This is a genomic window from Anoxybacillus sp. EFIL (assembly GCF_013096955.1).
Classification (GTDB): Bacteria; Bacillota; Bacilli; order Bacillales; family Anoxybacillaceae; genus Anoxybacillus; species Anoxybacillus ayderensis.
Window position 1 is genome coordinate 217,843 of the sequence record NZ_SDLH01000002.1, and the last position, 16,102, is coordinate 233,944.

Here is a 16,102-nt window from a genome sequence, read left to right on the forward strand (position 1 = left end):
CCAAGGAGGACTACAAGATGAATTGTACACAAAATCGCAAAATTGAACAAGTCACGGATCAAACATTAGTGATTGGAATGGATATTGTCAAGCAAAAGCATTTTGCAGCGATGGTGGACGCGCGGGGCCGGGAGCTGAAGAAGCGGTTTCCGGTTTTCCAGTCAAGAGCCGGATTCGAGCAGTTTTATGCGTTGATTCAAGAGGCAATGAGGGAATTTGGAAAAACAGAAGTGATCGTCGGAATCGAACCGACCGGACATTACTGGTTGAACCTCGCCTATTTCCTCGAGGAAAAAGGGATCCCATTGGTCATGGTCAACCCGATGCATGTCAAACGGTCGAAAGAACTGGACGACAACCTGCCAACGAAGCACGATGCCAAAGACGCCCTCGTCATCGCAAGACTGGTCAAAGACGGGCGCTTTAGCTATCCACGCATTCTCGAGGTGGAGGCAGAATTACGGGCAGGAAGCACGTTTCGAGAATCGCTCGTTAAGGAACGGAATGCTGTCCTCAATCAAATGATTCGTTGGCTTGATCAGTACTTCCCTGAGTTTGTGAAGGTATTTCCGTCGTTCGGAAACCTCGTATTGGCGGTCTTAGAAAACACGCCATTTCCTTTGGACATCGTCGATCAGACGGTCGAAGGGATCATGGAGCGATACCGTCAAAGCGAAGGACTGAAATGTCCGCAAAAACCGAAAATTTAAAAGCTGATTGAGGTCTCTTGTGATTCGATTGTCATCACGGAAGGACAACGGATGGCTCGTATCCAAATTGCCACGTTGGTTCGCCGATATCACCAATTGGAACAAGAGATCACAGCGTTGACGGAATGGTTAACTGCCCTTGCACAAACAACAGTGGAGTACGAATGGCTTCAAACGATTCTAGGGCTAGGAGATGCGACTATCATTGAACTGTTGTCGGAAATCGGAAGTTTTGCTCAGTATCAGGATCCTCGGCAATTGATCAAGTTAGAGGGCTTGACATTGAAAGAAAACTCCTCTGGACAACATAAGGGACAAAAACGAATCTCGAAGCGAGGACGGAGACGGCTGCGTGCCCTTCTCTTTCGGGTGATGATTCCTCTCATTTGCCATAACAAGGCGTTCCGAGCCTTGCATGAGTACTATACGACACGTCCCGTCAACCCGTTGCGTAAGAAACAATCCATCGTCGTGTTATGTGGCAAGCTATTGAATATTCTATACGCGGTTTGTATGAAGCAACAAGCATTTGATGAGGAACGAATGATGCAAGATATCTTCTCCTCCACTCAAGTACAGGCAGCCTAGAGCCGCCTCCTTTGGTCAAAAGAATGTTCTGAACAACCAGATGACACGGAGAAGCTGGCACGATTTTCTCCATTCGACCTCGAGTCCCTAAAAGAGCTTAGCCGGCCTCTGCCTGGTGAAGAGACCGAACGAAGGAATATTGGCACACGGATGCCCAGAGACATTGGAGGGTTCGTCCTCATCAGCTATGCAGAGATCCAAGGTGCATCGCATACCTATCCTCCCACTGGTATAGAAAAAATACAATAATACCCAGTGACCGTGAAGCGCACCATTGATTGTTAGATATCAACAAAAATGAAAAAGTATGTGATGAGTTTTGTCGAAAAATATTTTTTTGCACCCCTAAGATGCCGAGAAGCCTTGATATATCAACATTTCTGGTAGTGTCAAAAAATCTATGAAAAGTCCTTTTTAAGGTATTTAAAGGGAATGGTGGGATCGGAAAGGGCAAGGGCGGGAAAAAGGGCATAGGAAAGCAGCCCTTGCCCTATCCTGATTTTACCTTTGGCGAGGTTCGGATGGTCAAGGGTTCGCTTCGCTGAATCCGTCCTTAGGACGCTGCTTGTTGTGCCAACATCTCTTGCGCCATGGCGATCAACTTCGTCCAGCGCGCAGGCATGTGTGGGAGGCTCTCCAACGCTGGGATGACGACAGGTACTCGTTTTTCTAGGGCACTATGTGGGCGTAAGAAGTTAAAATACGCCACAAAGAGCGTGACAAAGGAAACGGAGCCTTCTTCTGCGTCAAATCCATGAGTGGGTCGGTAGTTGCCTTTAAACGTTCGGTTGAATCGTTCAATGATCTGTTTAAGTGGTCGATATTCCTCGGACACGGGATCAGCATTTGTCAGTCCGATGACTTGGCGGACATCGAAAGAAATTCCGTGTTGGGCGAAAAAGTGCTGAGCTAACAAGTAAATTGGATTGCCATCCACGACGAAAGACCAGTCTTCAGGAATCGACGGTAGCTTTTTAGAGGGAGATGCTTAATGAGATTACTCTGTTTTCATTGTGCTGGAGGTTCGTCATCAATGTTCAAACGATGGAGATTGGAAGGCATACAGGTGATTCCGTTTGATTTACCTGGTAGGGGGAAACAAGTGGATCGGCCAATAATAGAAGATTTTCATGAAGCGACTGATTATCTAGTAGCTCAAGTAGAGGCAACGATACAAGATAGTAAGCCTTGGGGTGTGTTTGGTCATAGCATGGGTGCGTTGTTTGCTTAAGAAGTGACTAGACGCTTACAGAATCGTAATCCTATATTTCAAATATTGAGTGGGATCAACCCTTTGCAAGAGTACAAAGGTGTTGTACGAGTGACCAAAGAGGATGACAGCACGTTAATGCAAAAGATGGCAGCCCTTGGTGGGATTCCAGACCATTTGCAAAGACATCCCATGTTTATAAAATGGTTTGCCCCCATCATTCGAGCAGATTTGTCATTAGTCGAAACGTTTGTTTTCCAAAAAGAATTTTGGCCGATACCCACATATGTCATCAATGGCGACGATGATCGAATCATCGACAAAACGAAAATCCATTTGTGGAACGAGTGCATGAATCAAGCTGTAAGCATTGAAATGATAAAGGGTGATCACTTCGAAATACTCAAGCATCCAGAGATTATTTCAAACCTAGTGTCAAAGTACATTCAGGTAGGTGTAATAGTTGATTGAATTGTCTGAATTAAAACAATATGCTAAATTGCACATTAAATCCCAACGTTTTAAAGGGCTAGACCCGCAGCAGGTTCTTAACTCGATTTATAGAGAGCCAACTCATGATGGTGAAGACGATGGGGCTTGGGATTTAATTTGGATAAAGGCAGCGAAACAAAGCTTAAAAAACGGACATGTTTCAGATGCCATTCAATGCTATAACTTTGCTCGATTTCCGTACCCAGAAACAGATGCGCAAAAAAAAGCTAGTCAAGAATTAGTTCGTACCTTCGAAAACCACTACTGTGATGAGAATGTCAAAAAACACACAATTTATGTGCAAGGCAAAAGTCTTTCTTTCTACACAGCGAATCTCGATCAAAGCAAACCTTGTTTGCTTGTCTTAGGTGGCATTGTATCTATTAAAGAACAATGGAGCGTGTTTCTCAAGGCAGGAAAGACAATGGGATTTTCGGTTGTCGTCACGGAATTTCCAGGGGTTGGAGAAAATTATTTGACGTTTCATGAATCTTCTCATCAGATGATCGGGAAGATTCTAGATTACTTAGCTAGACAAGCAGATGTGGAAAACACGTTTATCGTTGGCATGAGCTTTGGTGGTCAATTGGCGATCAAACAAGCGTTAGAGGATCCAAGAATAAAGGGAATCACCACTGTTGGAGCACCAATCAATCGTTTTTATCACGAGTATTCAGAGGCGACTGTTCCTCTCATTACTAGAAGAACATTGTCTCATGTATGCAATCTCCGTGATGATGAACTTCAGAATCACATGAAGAGCTTAGCTTTATCAGCTAAACAAATTCAGAAGCTCATCATTCCGCTAACCTATATTTTTAGCGCACGTGATGAAATCATCCCGTACTCAGAAAAGCAATTCATCAAGCAAAACGTTTCGAACTTAAAGCTCATTGAATTCGATGATATCCATGGTTCTCCGAATCACTTGGAATACATTCAAAAAATGATCCCATTAAGTGTTCTGAAACAGAGTGGAAGTAAAAACATCAAGCTAAAAATCATATTATCTGCACTTCTTATGATCGAGAATTTGAAAAAGAGAGTTGGTAAAAAGTGAAACCATTACAAATAGCAGTTACCGGAATTGGTATCATTTCATCAATCGGTCGAAACAAGCAAGAAGTCTTTGAAAATATGAAACAAAATCAAACTGGAATTGATTCCATTCAGTCGTTTGATGTAAGTATGTTTATTAGTAAGATTGGTGCTGAAATTAAGGGTTATGATCCGTCCGAGCATTTTACGCCGGAAGAGCAACAATCCCTTGATCGTTGTGCACAATATGCCATTATTTCCATTCAAGAGGCGCTAGAGGAAGCGAATCTACAACGAGAACACAACAAGACTATCGGTCTGGCTTTTGGAACATGTAATGGAGGGTTAAATTCTCTCGAGCATCAAAAAACACTTTCGAACCTAGACAGCCATTTAACGAAAAACTATCCGTTTTTCCAACAGGGAGATGCCGTTGCAAAGTATTTTAACCTCAACGGTCCAGTAAAGACTCTGAATTCTGCGTGTGTAGCAAGTGGAAATGCAATTGGGTTTGCTTGCGACATGCTACAGCATGGCTACGCGGATGTCATGATTGCTGGAGGCTCAGACTCTATGTCACCCTCAGTTTATGCTGGGTTTAATGCCTTAAAAGCATTAAATGAGAAACCTTGCTCACCTTATAGTCACCATTATGGTTTGAGCCTGGGGGAAGGAGCAGCCTTCCTCGTATTAGAACCTCTTGAAAAAGCAGTTGCTCGAAAGGCAAAAATTTACTCGGTGATCATTGGATATGGACTAAGCAGTGATGCGTATCACGAAACGGCTCCTGAGCCAGAAGGAAAAGGAATTCTGCGTGCTGTTAAAATGGCAGTTGCACAGGGCGGTGTCGACAAAGAGCGGATTGGATACATCAACACTCATGGGACCGGTACCAAGGCTAATGACCCTGCTGAGTTAAAAGGGCTGCAATCCTTTTTCGGTGAACAATTTTATGACATCTATGTCAGCTCAAGCAAGGCTTATTTTGGTCATAACTTAGGAGCAGCTGCAGCGATTGAGTACGCCACAACGTTGTTAGCGTTAGAGAAAGGACTCCTGCCAGCGACGATTCACTTTGAAAAGGCGAGAGAAGGCTGCGAAAATGCAAAGCTCGTCACCAATGAAATGCAAGTTCATTCTCCAGAATACTTTTTATGCAACAATTCAGCTTTTGGAGGCCATAATGTCTCTATTCTATCAAAAAATGTCTTTCATTCTCCTCAAACACCGAACTTAGATGGTGATAGCGAAACAACAAAGCAGTCAGACGTTGTCGTTTGCGGATTCGGTACCGTTCACGCATTAGCAAACAAATCAGGAAAAGTATTACTCTCTTTAATTAACTATTCTTCTCAGACGACTCAACTAGAATTTTCTTTAAAAGAATACAAAAAAGATCTTTACGAGAGACGGATGAATCCATTGACTCAATATAGCATTGGGGCCTGCGACCTCGCTCTTAAGAATTCTTTGAAATCCAATGATTGGTCAGAAGATATCGGACTCGTCTACGGAACGTCGAGAGGAAGCTTAAAGAGTGCGGAAAAATATTTAGGATCGATTCTCGAGCGAGGCTTTGAAAATGCAAGCGGAGTCTACTTTCCTGACATGGTGTTGAACTCAACAGCGGGGAAAATTGCGAAAAAGTTTCGCCTGAAAGGGTTTAGCAGCTCCCATAGTTCTGGTGGGACCGATGGCATATATGCCATGCTGTATGGAACAACGGCCATTAAAAGTGGGAAACAACAAATCATCCTCGTCGGTGCCGGTGATGAAGCTTCGGATCTATCAAAGGAAATTGACCGAGCGCTTCTCTTATCAGAAAGTACGTATGAGACAGCAGAAGGAAGTACGTTCTTAATGTTAGCCGATAAAGAAATAGCAAAAGAGCAAGGACTAGACATCTATGCAAAGGTTAAAGGTTTCGGCATGAGCTCTAATTTAGAGAATGACATTTATCAAACGATTCAAAAGTGCGCATCTCAATGTTTATCCGATGCGAATTTAACTCTGTCCGAAATCGATTTTATACTCTACCATAACAATAATGTGTTCGATACCGAAGCATTTTTGCAGTTAAAAACAGACATGGGCAACATACCAATTTATACATTAAATGATATGTGCGGCTATATGGAGTCGAACGGCTCACTGTTTCATACGCAGGTCGCGGTTGAATTACTTTCCTTATCAGAGCAAAAACAAAAAGAGGTCACTCGTTCATTAGGGTGGACGAGAGATCGCTTGAACACGGGGTTAATTCTTGCAACTTCAATCAATGGTAATTGTATAGCAATGGCTATATCAAAATAAAAAACTAGGAGGCTTTTTGAATATGAAAACATTAAACGAAATCAAAGAGATTATTAAGGTGAAAATTTTAATTGAAAGATTAGAATTAGAAGACATTAGAGCAGATGAAATTGAAGACGAAGAGCCGTTATTCGGTGACGGACTAGGATTAGATTCTGTTGAAGCCCTTGACGTCGTTGCTGGTGTTGAAGCAGAGTTTGGCATTAAGCTGCAAGGTCTGGAAGAAGAAGAAATCCGCAAACATTTCTACTCGGTTGCTACGTTAGCTGCTTTTGTCGAAGAGCAGTTAAAAGAAAAAGTAAACAGCTAATCATACGATGGGGTGCAGCCTGAGGCTGTACTCCAACATCCTAAAACGAAAGTAGGGAGAGTATGCTATTAAAAGATAAAATTGCTGTAGTCACAGGCGCCACTCGTGGGATTGGGAAAGCAATTGTTCAAACGTTTGTGAAGCAAGGGGCCTTTGTGGTCGGCATTTATGCAAACAACGATGCCGCAGCAAAGGAACTTGAAGCAATATTAAATGTCAATGGCCAAACTATTCACTATGTGAAGGGATCTGTGAATAACCCAGCATTTGTCCAATCCGTAATTGGTGATGTGATTGATACATATGGACGAGTCGATATTCTTGTCAATAACGCAGGAATCAACCGGGATCAATTCATCTTTAAAATGTCAGAGGAAGAGTGGAATCAAGTCATTTCCACCAATTTCTCAGGAACCCTTTATTTTTGTCAATCGGTTCTGCCGTTCATGGAGCAGCAACAAAAAGGGAAAATCGTCAATGTCGTATCTGTAACAGGTGTCGTCGGTCGAGAAGCGCAGACGAATTACGGAACATCTAAAGGAGCAATTATAGGATTGACTCGACTGCTTGCTCGAAAATACTACTCGAAAGGCATTTCGATTAATGCAATTGCACCTGGGATGATCGAAACAGAAATGATCCATCATGTTCCAGAAGATAAGATTTCCAATTTTCTTCGTTTTACAAATGCAAAAAGGTTAGGTACGGCCGAAGAAGTTGCACGGAACGTTTTGTATCTTTCATCAGATTTAAGTGACTACGTAACCGATACCGTCTTAAAGGTGGATGGAGGATTTATAAGGTAGGTGGATAACGTGACAACAACACATGTACTGATTACTAACGGAGAAGAGAAGGTCAATCAACTAATCGCGTCCCATTTTAAGAACAAAGGATATCAATGCGTTCTTCTCTTTAACGAAAAAAAGGCGTTCCAACAATATATAGTAGAAGATCCAGCTCACAAAGGAATTTACATGTCAGACGTGCAAGAAAAAGCGTTACAAGAAAAACTAGACGAGACTCTACAAGGAATTCCCATTGATATTCTTATTCACGGAAATGAAATGCTCGATGAAGAGGCACTTTTTGATGAAGATCCTTTACAGCTTAATCAAACCATTGTCGACGCACTTAACCGTATTTATCTTGTAAACAAGGTCGTTGTCAGCCAAATGGTGAAGCTGAAAAAAGGAAAAATTATCTTTCCGCTCTTTTATGACCCTCTTTATTATGCTGGATATCCAAGCTCCCCAATCTTAAATCATGCAAAGCTTTCTTTAATGAAATGTATGTCAAAAGAGTTGGGAGCTTTTAAATTAAATGTAAATGCGATGACCTTTGGATACTACGATCACGAATTTGACAAAGTCGAGAAAAAGGCTGTCAAAAATAAAGTCGAGATATTCAGTCTAAAACCTAAGCTTCCTACGATTAATGAATATATCCCAGCCTTAGACATGTTAATTGAGGGTCCGGCCGACTTAATAGGAGGAGAGAATGTCCATGTTGGAGCAGGAATTGAGACAGGAATCTAACAGAGTGCAGGCTATTCGAATGATTGGGTTTGGAGAGTACTTGCCAGGCGAGCCTGTAACCAATGAACAGATGGAAGAGGTCTTTTCAATCCGCAAAGAGTGGATTGACTTAATGATTGGAAACACCTCACGTTATTTTGCAGTCGATTTTAAAAGGGGCACCGTAAATTTTAATCTGACAGATATTTGCACAGAAGCGGCAGTTCGAGCAATAGAAGATGCGGGCATTGAGAAAACAGACATTGACCTTATCGTTCTTTCTACAGCAACTCCGGATCATTTAATGCCAGCAACTGTGAACCTAGTAGCTGACCGATTAGGCCTTTCCCATGTGCGAACCTACCAGATTCAAGCCGGTTGCTCTGGTGCTCTTCAAGGAGTCGATGTGGCGACTCAATTTTTAGCTTTAGGCACCTATCGCCACGCGCTCGTTATTGGGGGAGACGTCTGCAACAAATACATGGATTTGAATCGTGACTTCAAGAAACTACGTTCGTCAGAGATCATAAATTATGCCTTATTTGGCGACGGAGCGGGAGCGGTCGTCTTAACGAATGATGACCGAGACGGCTTAGAAATTGTTCATATTCAAAATCGCTTTGAAGGATTGGGCAAAAAACCAGGACAAATCATGAATTGGTTTGGGGCAATCCCGGAAAACATTCAGGAACTTAGTAAACGAGACATCCGCAAGCAATTTCAGTCGGCTAATGAAGATTATAAAGCGATCGAATCATCGGTTCCTATCATGACGAAAGAAGTGTTGGATGAATTGTTAGCCATTATGAACTGGACGCGTGAGGACGTCACGTATTATTTGCTCCCACAGCTCGGGTGGAACATGACCAAAAAAATCATTGAGTCACTTGGACTAGACTTGGACTCTACGATTAATTGTGTACAGTATACCGGCAACAACGGAAACGCATTACCCTATTTGCAAATGAAAAAACTACAAAACAAGCTATCACATGGCGATAAAGTCGTCTGTGTGGCTATTGAATCTTCGAAATGGATAAAGACAGGGATCACACTGATTTATAAAGAGGGATGTAGACAATGACAGAGAAAGAATCGTTAAAAAAGCTGAAAGAGTTGGCGAAGAAGAATGAAAGAATTAGGGTTAACGACATAAAGTCTCTGCTACAGCACATCACGACCCCAATTGGTCAAGAAAAGGCAGGAAAACTAATCCGAAAAATAGAGAGTGACGGCATTCCAGCAAAAGTTGCTTTTGTCGGAAGCCACACGATTCAAGGTTTTGAGAATGCAACAGCGTTTGAGGCCACAAAACGAAATCTCTCCATCCAAACTTTTATGGGTGGCTTTAATCAATGGAGGTTTCTTATGCTTCAACCTGGAAGTGACTTAGATCACTTCAATCCAGACGTGACGGTTTGTTCCCTGGATGAATCGGTTATTTTTCAGCATATTGGTGACAAAGGCTGGTCCGTGAACTCTTTATCGTCTTCCCTCGATCAAGCCTTTGCAGAGATTAAACAGGTGTTAACAGTTTACACGGAACGGACAGCAAAAACGATTGTCCTTCATACCATTCCGTTGCCTTTAAATGATTGGAAGACCGTGACGAATTATCGAGATAAGCAGCAATTAAGCATTCTCTGGAGAAAATTCAACCAAAATCTACTAAACCTTTATACCGTCTTAGAAAATGTCATTGTCTTAGATTTTGAAGTGCTCACACAAAACGCGGGAGAAATTCGTGATCAGCGGATGAAGTATTATGCGTCGATGAGCTATACAGCAAATGTATGGCAAGTCCTTTCGAAAGAGTTAGCTTCCATTTTAGCTTCTATTAAAGGGTTAACCAAAAAGGTTCTTGCCTTAGATTTAGACCACACTCTTTGGGGCGGTGTGATCGGAGATGATGGGGTGCACGGAGTTCAGCTTTCAAAGGAATTCCCCGGAAATCAATTTTATGCCTTCCAACAAACCATTAAACGACTTCAAGAGCAAGGGGTTCTTTTAACGATTGCCAGTAAGAACGATTGGGACAATGTAAAAGACATTTTTACATCCCATGACGACATGATTCTTAAGGAAGATGATTTTGTACAAATTTCGTGCAACTGGGGACCAAAATCAGAAAGTCTTGCCAACATGGCGAATCGCTTAAATCTCGGAAAAGACAGCTTTGTTTTTGTCGATGACAATCCGTTTGAACGAGAACTTGTGTCGAGCCATCTTCCGGAAGTCACGGTCATCCCTTTATCGAAAGACCCTAGCCTGTATGTTCACGATCTTTTGATCGATGGATATTTCAACACACTCGTGTTAACAGACGAAGATCGGACAAGATCAGAAAAATACAAACAAATGCTGAAGAGAGAGGAGTTAAAAGAAGCAGCGGCTTCCATTGAAGAGTACCTATTGCAGCTTGAAATGGAGCTCGACTTGTTTGCCGTGGCATCTTCTCATATTCCAAGGATCACCCAACTTTCCCAACGAACGAATCAATTTAATCTGACGACAACTCGACTGACTGAAAGCGATGTGTCAGCAATTTCAAACAGTAATAGTCATCGCCTGTATGGGTTCCGCCTCAAAGATAAGTTTGGCGATAACGGGATTGTGGGCTATGTCCATGTGACGCAAGAAGAAGATAGATGGTTGATTGAGAATTTTGTGATGAGCTGTCGAGTTTTCCAACGAAAAGTAGAAACTGAAGTATTACGATTGATTCTAGAAGATGCAAAGTCGCAAGGAGTTGCTGAGGTTATTGGAATCTATAAACCAAGTGCAAAAAATAAACTAGTTGCTGACTTTTACAAACAGCATGGATTTGAGTACGTTGATCAAGGTGATTACGGAACACGATGGGTGTATCGATTCAAGACAGAGATCGAGAAAGTAGAATGGATTCAACTGAGATCAAGCAAAGAAAGGGTGAACGTGTAATATGGTAACAAGTCTAGAACAATTGATTCTTGAAATAGCGGCCGACGTACTTGAATGCGAGGAAGACGAATTGTCAATGACCTATAGTAAAGAAGAGAATGATAAGTGGGATTCGGTGAATACACTCCGTATGTTAACAAGTATTGAATCTGAGTTCGACATCCGACTCGATATGGAGAAATTTCTTAAGGCGGAGACCATTCAGGACATTGTTGATTTGGTAGAGGCTACAAGAAAATGATGAGCAAAAAGCAGGCGTTACCTTTCATACGGAGGCATACCTTTCATTTTCTCGAACAGGCTCGTGAAGTGCAGCCGGTCTATTTGAGCATGGATGTAGACGCATCGGCTATTAAGCAATCGAGAGCCACTTATAAACAAGCAAACCTCTCCGTTAGTTATATTAGCTATGTGATCGTAGCAATTTCCAAAGCAATCGAGAGGTTTCCAGAAGTAAACACGAGTGTATACGGCAAATGGTTTCCGAAGCATATATCGTATGATCAAATTTATGCAAAGTTTACTATCGATAAACGAGTAGGTGAACAACGGATCGTCGTATCGAGCGTAATTCCAAATTCAAACGAGCTATCGATTCATATGATTCAAGAGCACATCGATCGGATGAAGCAGGCGACCTTTCAAGAAGGGAAAGCCTTCGAGTCGGTCCGAAAGCTTCAAAGTTTACCTGTATGGCTCGGTGGAATCATTTATCGACAAATCTTGAAAAATGCGAAAAAACGGTTAGAAACACAAGGTAGCTTTACAGTGACATCGCTCGGTCATCTACCTGTTCAACAGTTTTTCCCGATTACGTCGAATACGACTTGTTTCGGGGTAGGGGCCATTACAGATAAACCAATTGTTAAGGATGGTTCTATCGTCGTGACACCTATTTTGCCTCTAAATATGACCTTTGATCATCGAGCGATCGATGGGGCGGTAGCCGCTGAATTTTTACATGAAGTGAAAACAATTTTAGAGCATTGGGGGAACCAACAATGGCAAGACGACCAAAAAAGTCTGAGTATGATGTCATTGTAATTGGTGCTGGTATGGGCGGATTGAGTGCAGCGACCTATCTAGCACAGGAAGGGTACTCCGTTTTGGTTTTGGAGCGCCATTATCGAGCAGGAGGTTACGCTCATTCGTTTAGACGAAAGAAGTATATCTTCGATTCTGCGGTTCGAATTGTAGCGGGAGCAAAGGATGGTGGGTTGCTAGAAGAGTTACTTCAAAAAGCAGGTATAGTCGATGACATTGATTTTATTAAGCTTGATAATATTTATACCGCCTATTATCCGGATCGAAAAATTGATGTCTCAGGATCAGTCGATGGTTTAATCCAAGCTTATTGCGAACAGTTTCCTCATGAAAGTGAAAACATCAAAGCTCTTGTTCGCGAAATGGAGCAGCTTTATGAAGTGACACTCATGCTCCTCCATTCAGATGATCCACTCAAGGTGCTTTCAAACCCACTTATTCTCAAATATCGAGATAAGACCTTTCATGAACTTACGTCGTCCTTTTTACAGGATCCAAAAGCGATTTATTCCTTTTCGTCCTTATGGGCGTACTACGGAACTCCACCTACTCAAGGAGGAGCAATGTTTTTCGCTTATGCGATTATGAGTTATTTCAAGGAAGATATCTATTACTCGAGGGGAAGCTTTCAAAAGCTAGCAGATGCGTTTGTCAAGCGAATTGAAGAGCTTGGCGGAGAAGTCTGCTTGCGAAATGAAGTGTTAAAAATTGAAGTCGAAGACAAGCGAGTGAAAGGGGTCCATATACAAACAGGAGAGTATGTGGAAGCTCCTCTGATTGTTTGTAACGGTGATTTCTTAAAGCTCGTACACAATCTCGTTGGAGAGGAACATTTTCCAGAACGATACAAAAAACGAATTGCAAAGCTAAAGCCATCTATATCAGCATTTGAAGTGTTTCTCGGCGTTGACCTACCGTTAGAGCATTACAACTTATCCCATGAGACGTTCATTTATAGTGACTATAATTATGACCATGTCATGGACAAACATAGTCGCTTAAATGAGCTAGGTCCAGAAGGGTTGAGTGGTCTCGCCATTTCAATACCGTCATTAGTCGATCCATCTTTAGCTCCAGAAGGAAAGCATGCAGCTGTTTTGACTACACTCGTTCCTTACGACATCGGCTCTGATTGGAAGGAGCAAAAAGAAGCGTACCAAAATCGTTTGATTGAGATGGCCGAACGAGCAATTCCGAACCTTCGTGATCACATCGAATATGTGGAATCAGGTACCCCGCTTACAATGGAGCGTTATACAAATAACAGCTACGGATCTATTTACGGATGGGAGCAAAACAAAAATCAAATGACAGGGAGACCACAGCATGAAACGCCGATTAAAGGTCTGTACATTTGTGGACAATGGACTGATCCAGGTGGTGGCGTAGTGTCTGTCATTCTATCAGGCTATAAGCTTTGGAAGAAGCTTACAAAAGAAAAAGTTCCTATGTAGGTGATTTTCATGTGTATCGAAGCAAGAAAAGAAAAAAATGTTATCTATTTATCGATGGATTATCCAGAAAAAAAGAACGGTCTTGATTTAAAGATGGCTACTTCTCTACTAAAGAATGTAAGGCAAGCAAATCAGGATCCTGACATCCATTCGATTGTCTTCGAAAGTAAGCATCGTGCCTTTTTTAGCAGTGGACCAAGACCGGAAGATTTACTGACGTGTGTTGGAGAAGAGGGGATTCGCTACCTTGAACAAGTACTAGAGGTTCTTAACCAATGCGTATTAGCTATTTTCCGCTCTCCGAAAGTGACAGTGGCATTGATTAATGGCTTTGCGTACGGGGGGGGGGTTCAACATCATGCTTGCATGTGACCGAAGAATCTCTCTTCAACGGGCAAAATTCCTCGAAAATTTCCATCAGATGGGGATTTCGCCGGATTTAGGAGCGAGCTATTTAATTCCGCGCTTGATTGGATATGAAAAAACGTTTGACATGCTGATCAATGGAGAAATTTTCACTGCTGAACAAGCCCTTCAGTTAGGACTTATTCATGAGATAGCTGCTAACAAGCAAGAATTATATGAAAAGCTAGAACAATATCTAAAAAAAGTAGCTGAAGGCCATCCACCAGCGATTGCGGCAACAAAAAAGCTATTAAAGGAACGTGCAGCTCGTGAGCTAGAGAAACAGTTGGAGGTCGAAACAAGATACCTTCTCGATTTATTTAAGCAAGAAGAAATTAAACATAGACTACAAGTCTTAGTGTAAGGGGGAGTTTTTCGATGGTAACAGTTCTTAAACAAGTTGATGTGACAACATTAAAACCAATGGATATGCTCTTGCAGCAACCTCCATTTTTATTCGTGGATAAAATTGTAGACTACGATGGAGAAACGATTGTATGCAGCAAAATGTTAGCTCATAACGAGCCCTTCTTTTCAGGGCACTTTCCAAACAACCCGGTGATGCCAGGGGTGTTGTTGATTGAAATGGCTGCACAGGCAAGCCTGCTCCTTACGATGCTACAGCAAGACCAGGTAACCCCGCTTAAAGGATACCTTGTCAAGACAGAGAACTTCTCCTTTCTCTCGGTGTCAGAGCCTGGAGATGAACTGCTCGCTAAAGTGAAGATTGTCAAGCAAATTGGCTCTTACCATACGGCTCAAGCAACGATTCGTAGAGCAAAAGATAACAAGAAAGTAGCCAAAGGACAATTGATCTTTTACTTGCCGGAAGGGGGAGAATCATGAAAAAGCAAGTCGTGATTGTAGGTGGAGGTCCAGCAGGGATGCTAATGGGTCTCCTCCTAGCAAGAGAAAACATAGATGTCCTCGTTCTCGAAAAGAATAAGTCATTAGAACGGGATTTCCGTGGAGAAACGATTGCTCCCGGCTCAGTCTATCTCCTTAAAAAGCTAGGAATCTTTCGAGAGTTAGAAAAGCACGGCTTTGTTAAAGTTAACAAAATCAAAATGTACGATAGAGACGAAAAGTTATTTAGTGTAGACTTTGACCGATTTGACCACCCGCAAAAGTTCGGCATTGACATACCTCAGCCTGTTGTTCTTGAAGCCATTAAGCAACAGGCGTTAAAACATCCGAATTTTCACTATATTGACGGGGCGCTGTGCATGGACTTATTAAAGGAGAACGACCAGGTAGTGGGCGTACGTTATAAACAGGAACAAGACGTAAAAGAGATTCAAAGCCAATTGGTCATCGGGGCAGAAGGTCGTTTTAGCCGTATCCGTTCATTGGCTGGCTTTCGGGTGAAAAAAGAAAACTTCTCACGTGATTTGATCTGGTTCAAAGTTCCCAAGCCTGCCAACTGGGAAGAAGGAAACCTCATTAAAGTCCATAAGCATGATCATGTGATTATTTTGCCGACCTATCCAAACTACTTACGTGTAGGAACCTATATTCCATTAGGGGGAAGCGCCTATATCAAGAGTAAGAGTATAGACTGGTTTATTGACAAGGTCTGCAGAATCGAACCTCGCCTCCGAGAACCGATGAAAGAGCATATTACCTCATGGGAAGACACGACCTTATTAAAAATTTTCACAGCACACGTGGACGAATGGGCGAAGGATGGGATCATTCTTATTGGTGACTCTGCACATACCCTTTCGCCGATCTTAGGTCAAGGGGTTAATCTCGCGATGCAAGATGCCTATGAACTTCTTCCGTATGTTAAAGATGGGCTGTCCACGTACAAAAACAGACCTATTCCAGCATCGCATTTTGATGAGTTTGTAAGCAAGCGCAAACAGCAAGTATCATTTGTATCAGGTTTCCAAGCGCAACAGGAACAGAACTTGGCAGCTTCTTCACTGATTCAATGCGCCATTCGAAAGTTAAAAATGAGAGTGCTGGATCGATTGCCTTTTAAATATGCGGTCATGGAAAAGCTTCAATATGGAATCTTTGCAAATGAGAAAGTGGAGGTTTAATATGGATACGAAAAAGATTATTTCAGCAGCAAT

General features: G+C 42.2%; 14 protein-coding genes and 3 pseudogenes. 16 read left to right on the forward strand and 1 reads right to left on the reverse strand.

All coding sequences use genetic code 11. The features are described 5' to 3' along the window. Positions 1 to 17: 17 nt before the first annotated feature. A pseudogene (locus ES017_RS04150) lies at positions 18 to 1,298 on the forward strand (IS110 family RNA-guided transposase). A 553-nt stretch (positions 1,299 to 1,851) separates the two neighbouring features. Here ES017_RS04150 and ES017_RS04155 read toward each other — a convergent pair. Beyond that, positions 1,852 to 2,274 (reverse strand): annotated as a pseudogene (locus ES017_RS04155) (integrase core domain-containing protein); the annotation flags it as partial. A gap of 15 nt (positions 2,275 to 2,289) precedes the next feature. On the opposite strand from ES017_RS04155, the pseudogene ES017_RS04165 reads away from it, so the two are divergent. The 15 genes and pseudogenes from ES017_RS04165 (at position 2,290) to ES017_RS04230 (ending at position 16,069) form a co-directional block, all read left to right on the forward strand. Beyond that, positions 2,290 to 2,979 (forward strand): annotated as a pseudogene (locus ES017_RS04165) (thioesterase II family protein). Then, positions 2,972 to 4,060: an alpha/beta hydrolase family protein gene (locus ES017_RS04170; protein ID WP_171334793.1), complete on the forward strand. Its 1,089-nt coding sequence runs from the start codon at positions 2,972 to 2,974 to the stop codon at positions 4,058 to 4,060. Before ES017_RS04165 ends, ES017_RS04170 begins: the two are co-directional and overlap by 8 nt. Further along, positions 4,057 to 6,351 carry a beta-ketoacyl synthase N-terminal-like domain-containing protein gene (locus ES017_RS16205; protein WP_171334794.1) on the forward strand — a complete coding sequence of 765 codons (2,295 nt, stop codon included), beginning with the start codon at positions 4,057 to 4,059 and terminating at the stop codon, positions 6,349 to 6,351. Before ES017_RS04170 ends, ES017_RS16205 begins: the two co-directional genes overlap by 4 nt. 22 nt (positions 6,352 to 6,373) lie before the next feature. After that, positions 6,374 to 6,661 carry a phosphopantetheine-binding protein gene (locus tag ES017_RS04180; protein ID WP_014195820.1) on the forward strand — a complete coding sequence of 96 codons (288 nt, stop codon included), beginning with the start codon at positions 6,374 to 6,376 and terminating at the stop codon, positions 6,659 to 6,661. 62 nt (positions 6,662 to 6,723) lie between these two features. Next, the gene (gene fabG, locus ES017_RS04185) at positions 6,724 to 7,467 is read left to right on the forward strand and encodes a 3-oxoacyl-ACP reductase FabG (protein ID WP_014195821.1); all 744 of its coding nucleotides are present in this window, start codon (positions 6,724 to 6,726) and stop codon (positions 7,465 to 7,467) included. 9 nt (positions 7,468 to 7,476) lie between these two features. Then, complete coding sequence (locus tag ES017_RS04190; protein ID WP_014195822.1) at positions 7,477 to 8,199, forward strand: Rossmann-fold NAD(P)-binding domain-containing protein; 723 nt, start codon at positions 7,477 to 7,479, stop codon at positions 8,197 to 8,199. Then, the gene (locus ES017_RS04195) at positions 8,168 to 9,262 is read left to right on the forward strand and encodes a 3-oxoacyl-ACP synthase III family protein (RefSeq protein ID WP_171334795.1); all 1,095 of its coding nucleotides are present in this window, start codon (positions 8,168 to 8,170) and stop codon (positions 9,260 to 9,262) included. The genes ES017_RS04190 and ES017_RS04195 overlap by 32 nt, the downstream gene beginning before the upstream one ends. Continuing rightward, positions 9,259 to 11,118 carry an HAD-IIIC family phosphatase gene (locus tag ES017_RS04200; RefSeq protein WP_014195824.1) on the forward strand — a complete coding sequence of 620 codons (1,860 nt, stop codon included), beginning with the start codon at positions 9,259 to 9,261 and terminating at the stop codon, positions 11,116 to 11,118. The genes ES017_RS04195 and ES017_RS04200 overlap by 4 nt, the downstream gene beginning before the upstream one ends. Before the next feature lies 1 nt (position 11,119). After that, a complete protein-coding gene (locus ES017_RS16210; protein ID WP_171334796.1) occupies positions 11,120 to 11,359 on the forward strand; it encodes an acyl carrier protein in 240 nt (79 codons plus the stop codon). Beyond that, entirely contained in the window at positions 11,359 to 12,162 is an 804-nt protein-coding gene (locus ES017_RS04210; RefSeq protein ID WP_253263355.1) for a 2-oxo acid dehydrogenase subunit E2, read from the forward strand. The genes ES017_RS16210 and ES017_RS04210 overlap by 1 nt, the downstream gene beginning before the upstream one ends. Then, a complete protein-coding gene (locus tag ES017_RS04215; RefSeq protein WP_014195826.1) occupies positions 12,120 to 13,616 on the forward strand; it encodes a phytoene desaturase family protein in 1,497 nt (498 codons plus the stop codon). The genes ES017_RS04210 and ES017_RS04215 overlap by 43 nt, the downstream gene beginning before the upstream one ends. A gap of 9 nt (positions 13,617 to 13,625) precedes the next feature. Further along, on the forward strand, positions 13,626 to 13,988 hold the full coding sequence (locus tag ES017_RS15890) for an enoyl-CoA hydratase/isomerase family protein (protein ID WP_253263351.1): 363 nt from the start codon (positions 13,626 to 13,628) through the stop codon (positions 13,986 to 13,988). Then, on the forward strand, positions 13,975 to 14,385 hold the full coding sequence (locus ES017_RS15895) for an enoyl-CoA hydratase/isomerase family protein (protein ID WP_253263352.1): 411 nt from the start codon (positions 13,975 to 13,977) through the stop codon (positions 14,383 to 14,385). Before ES017_RS15890 ends, ES017_RS15895 begins: the two co-directional genes overlap by 14 nt. Positions 14,386 to 14,399: 14 nt before the next feature. After that, a complete protein-coding gene (locus ES017_RS04225; protein WP_014195828.1) occupies positions 14,400 to 14,867 on the forward strand; it encodes a 3-hydroxyacyl-ACP dehydratase FabZ family protein in 468 nt (155 codons plus the stop codon). Next, complete coding sequence (locus ES017_RS04230; protein ID WP_014195829.1) at positions 14,864 to 16,069, forward strand: FAD-dependent oxidoreductase; 1,206 nt, start codon at positions 14,864 to 14,866, stop codon at positions 16,067 to 16,069. The genes ES017_RS04225 and ES017_RS04230 overlap by 4 nt, the downstream gene beginning before the upstream one ends. The last annotated feature ends 33 nt before the right edge of the window (positions 16,070 to 16,102 follow it).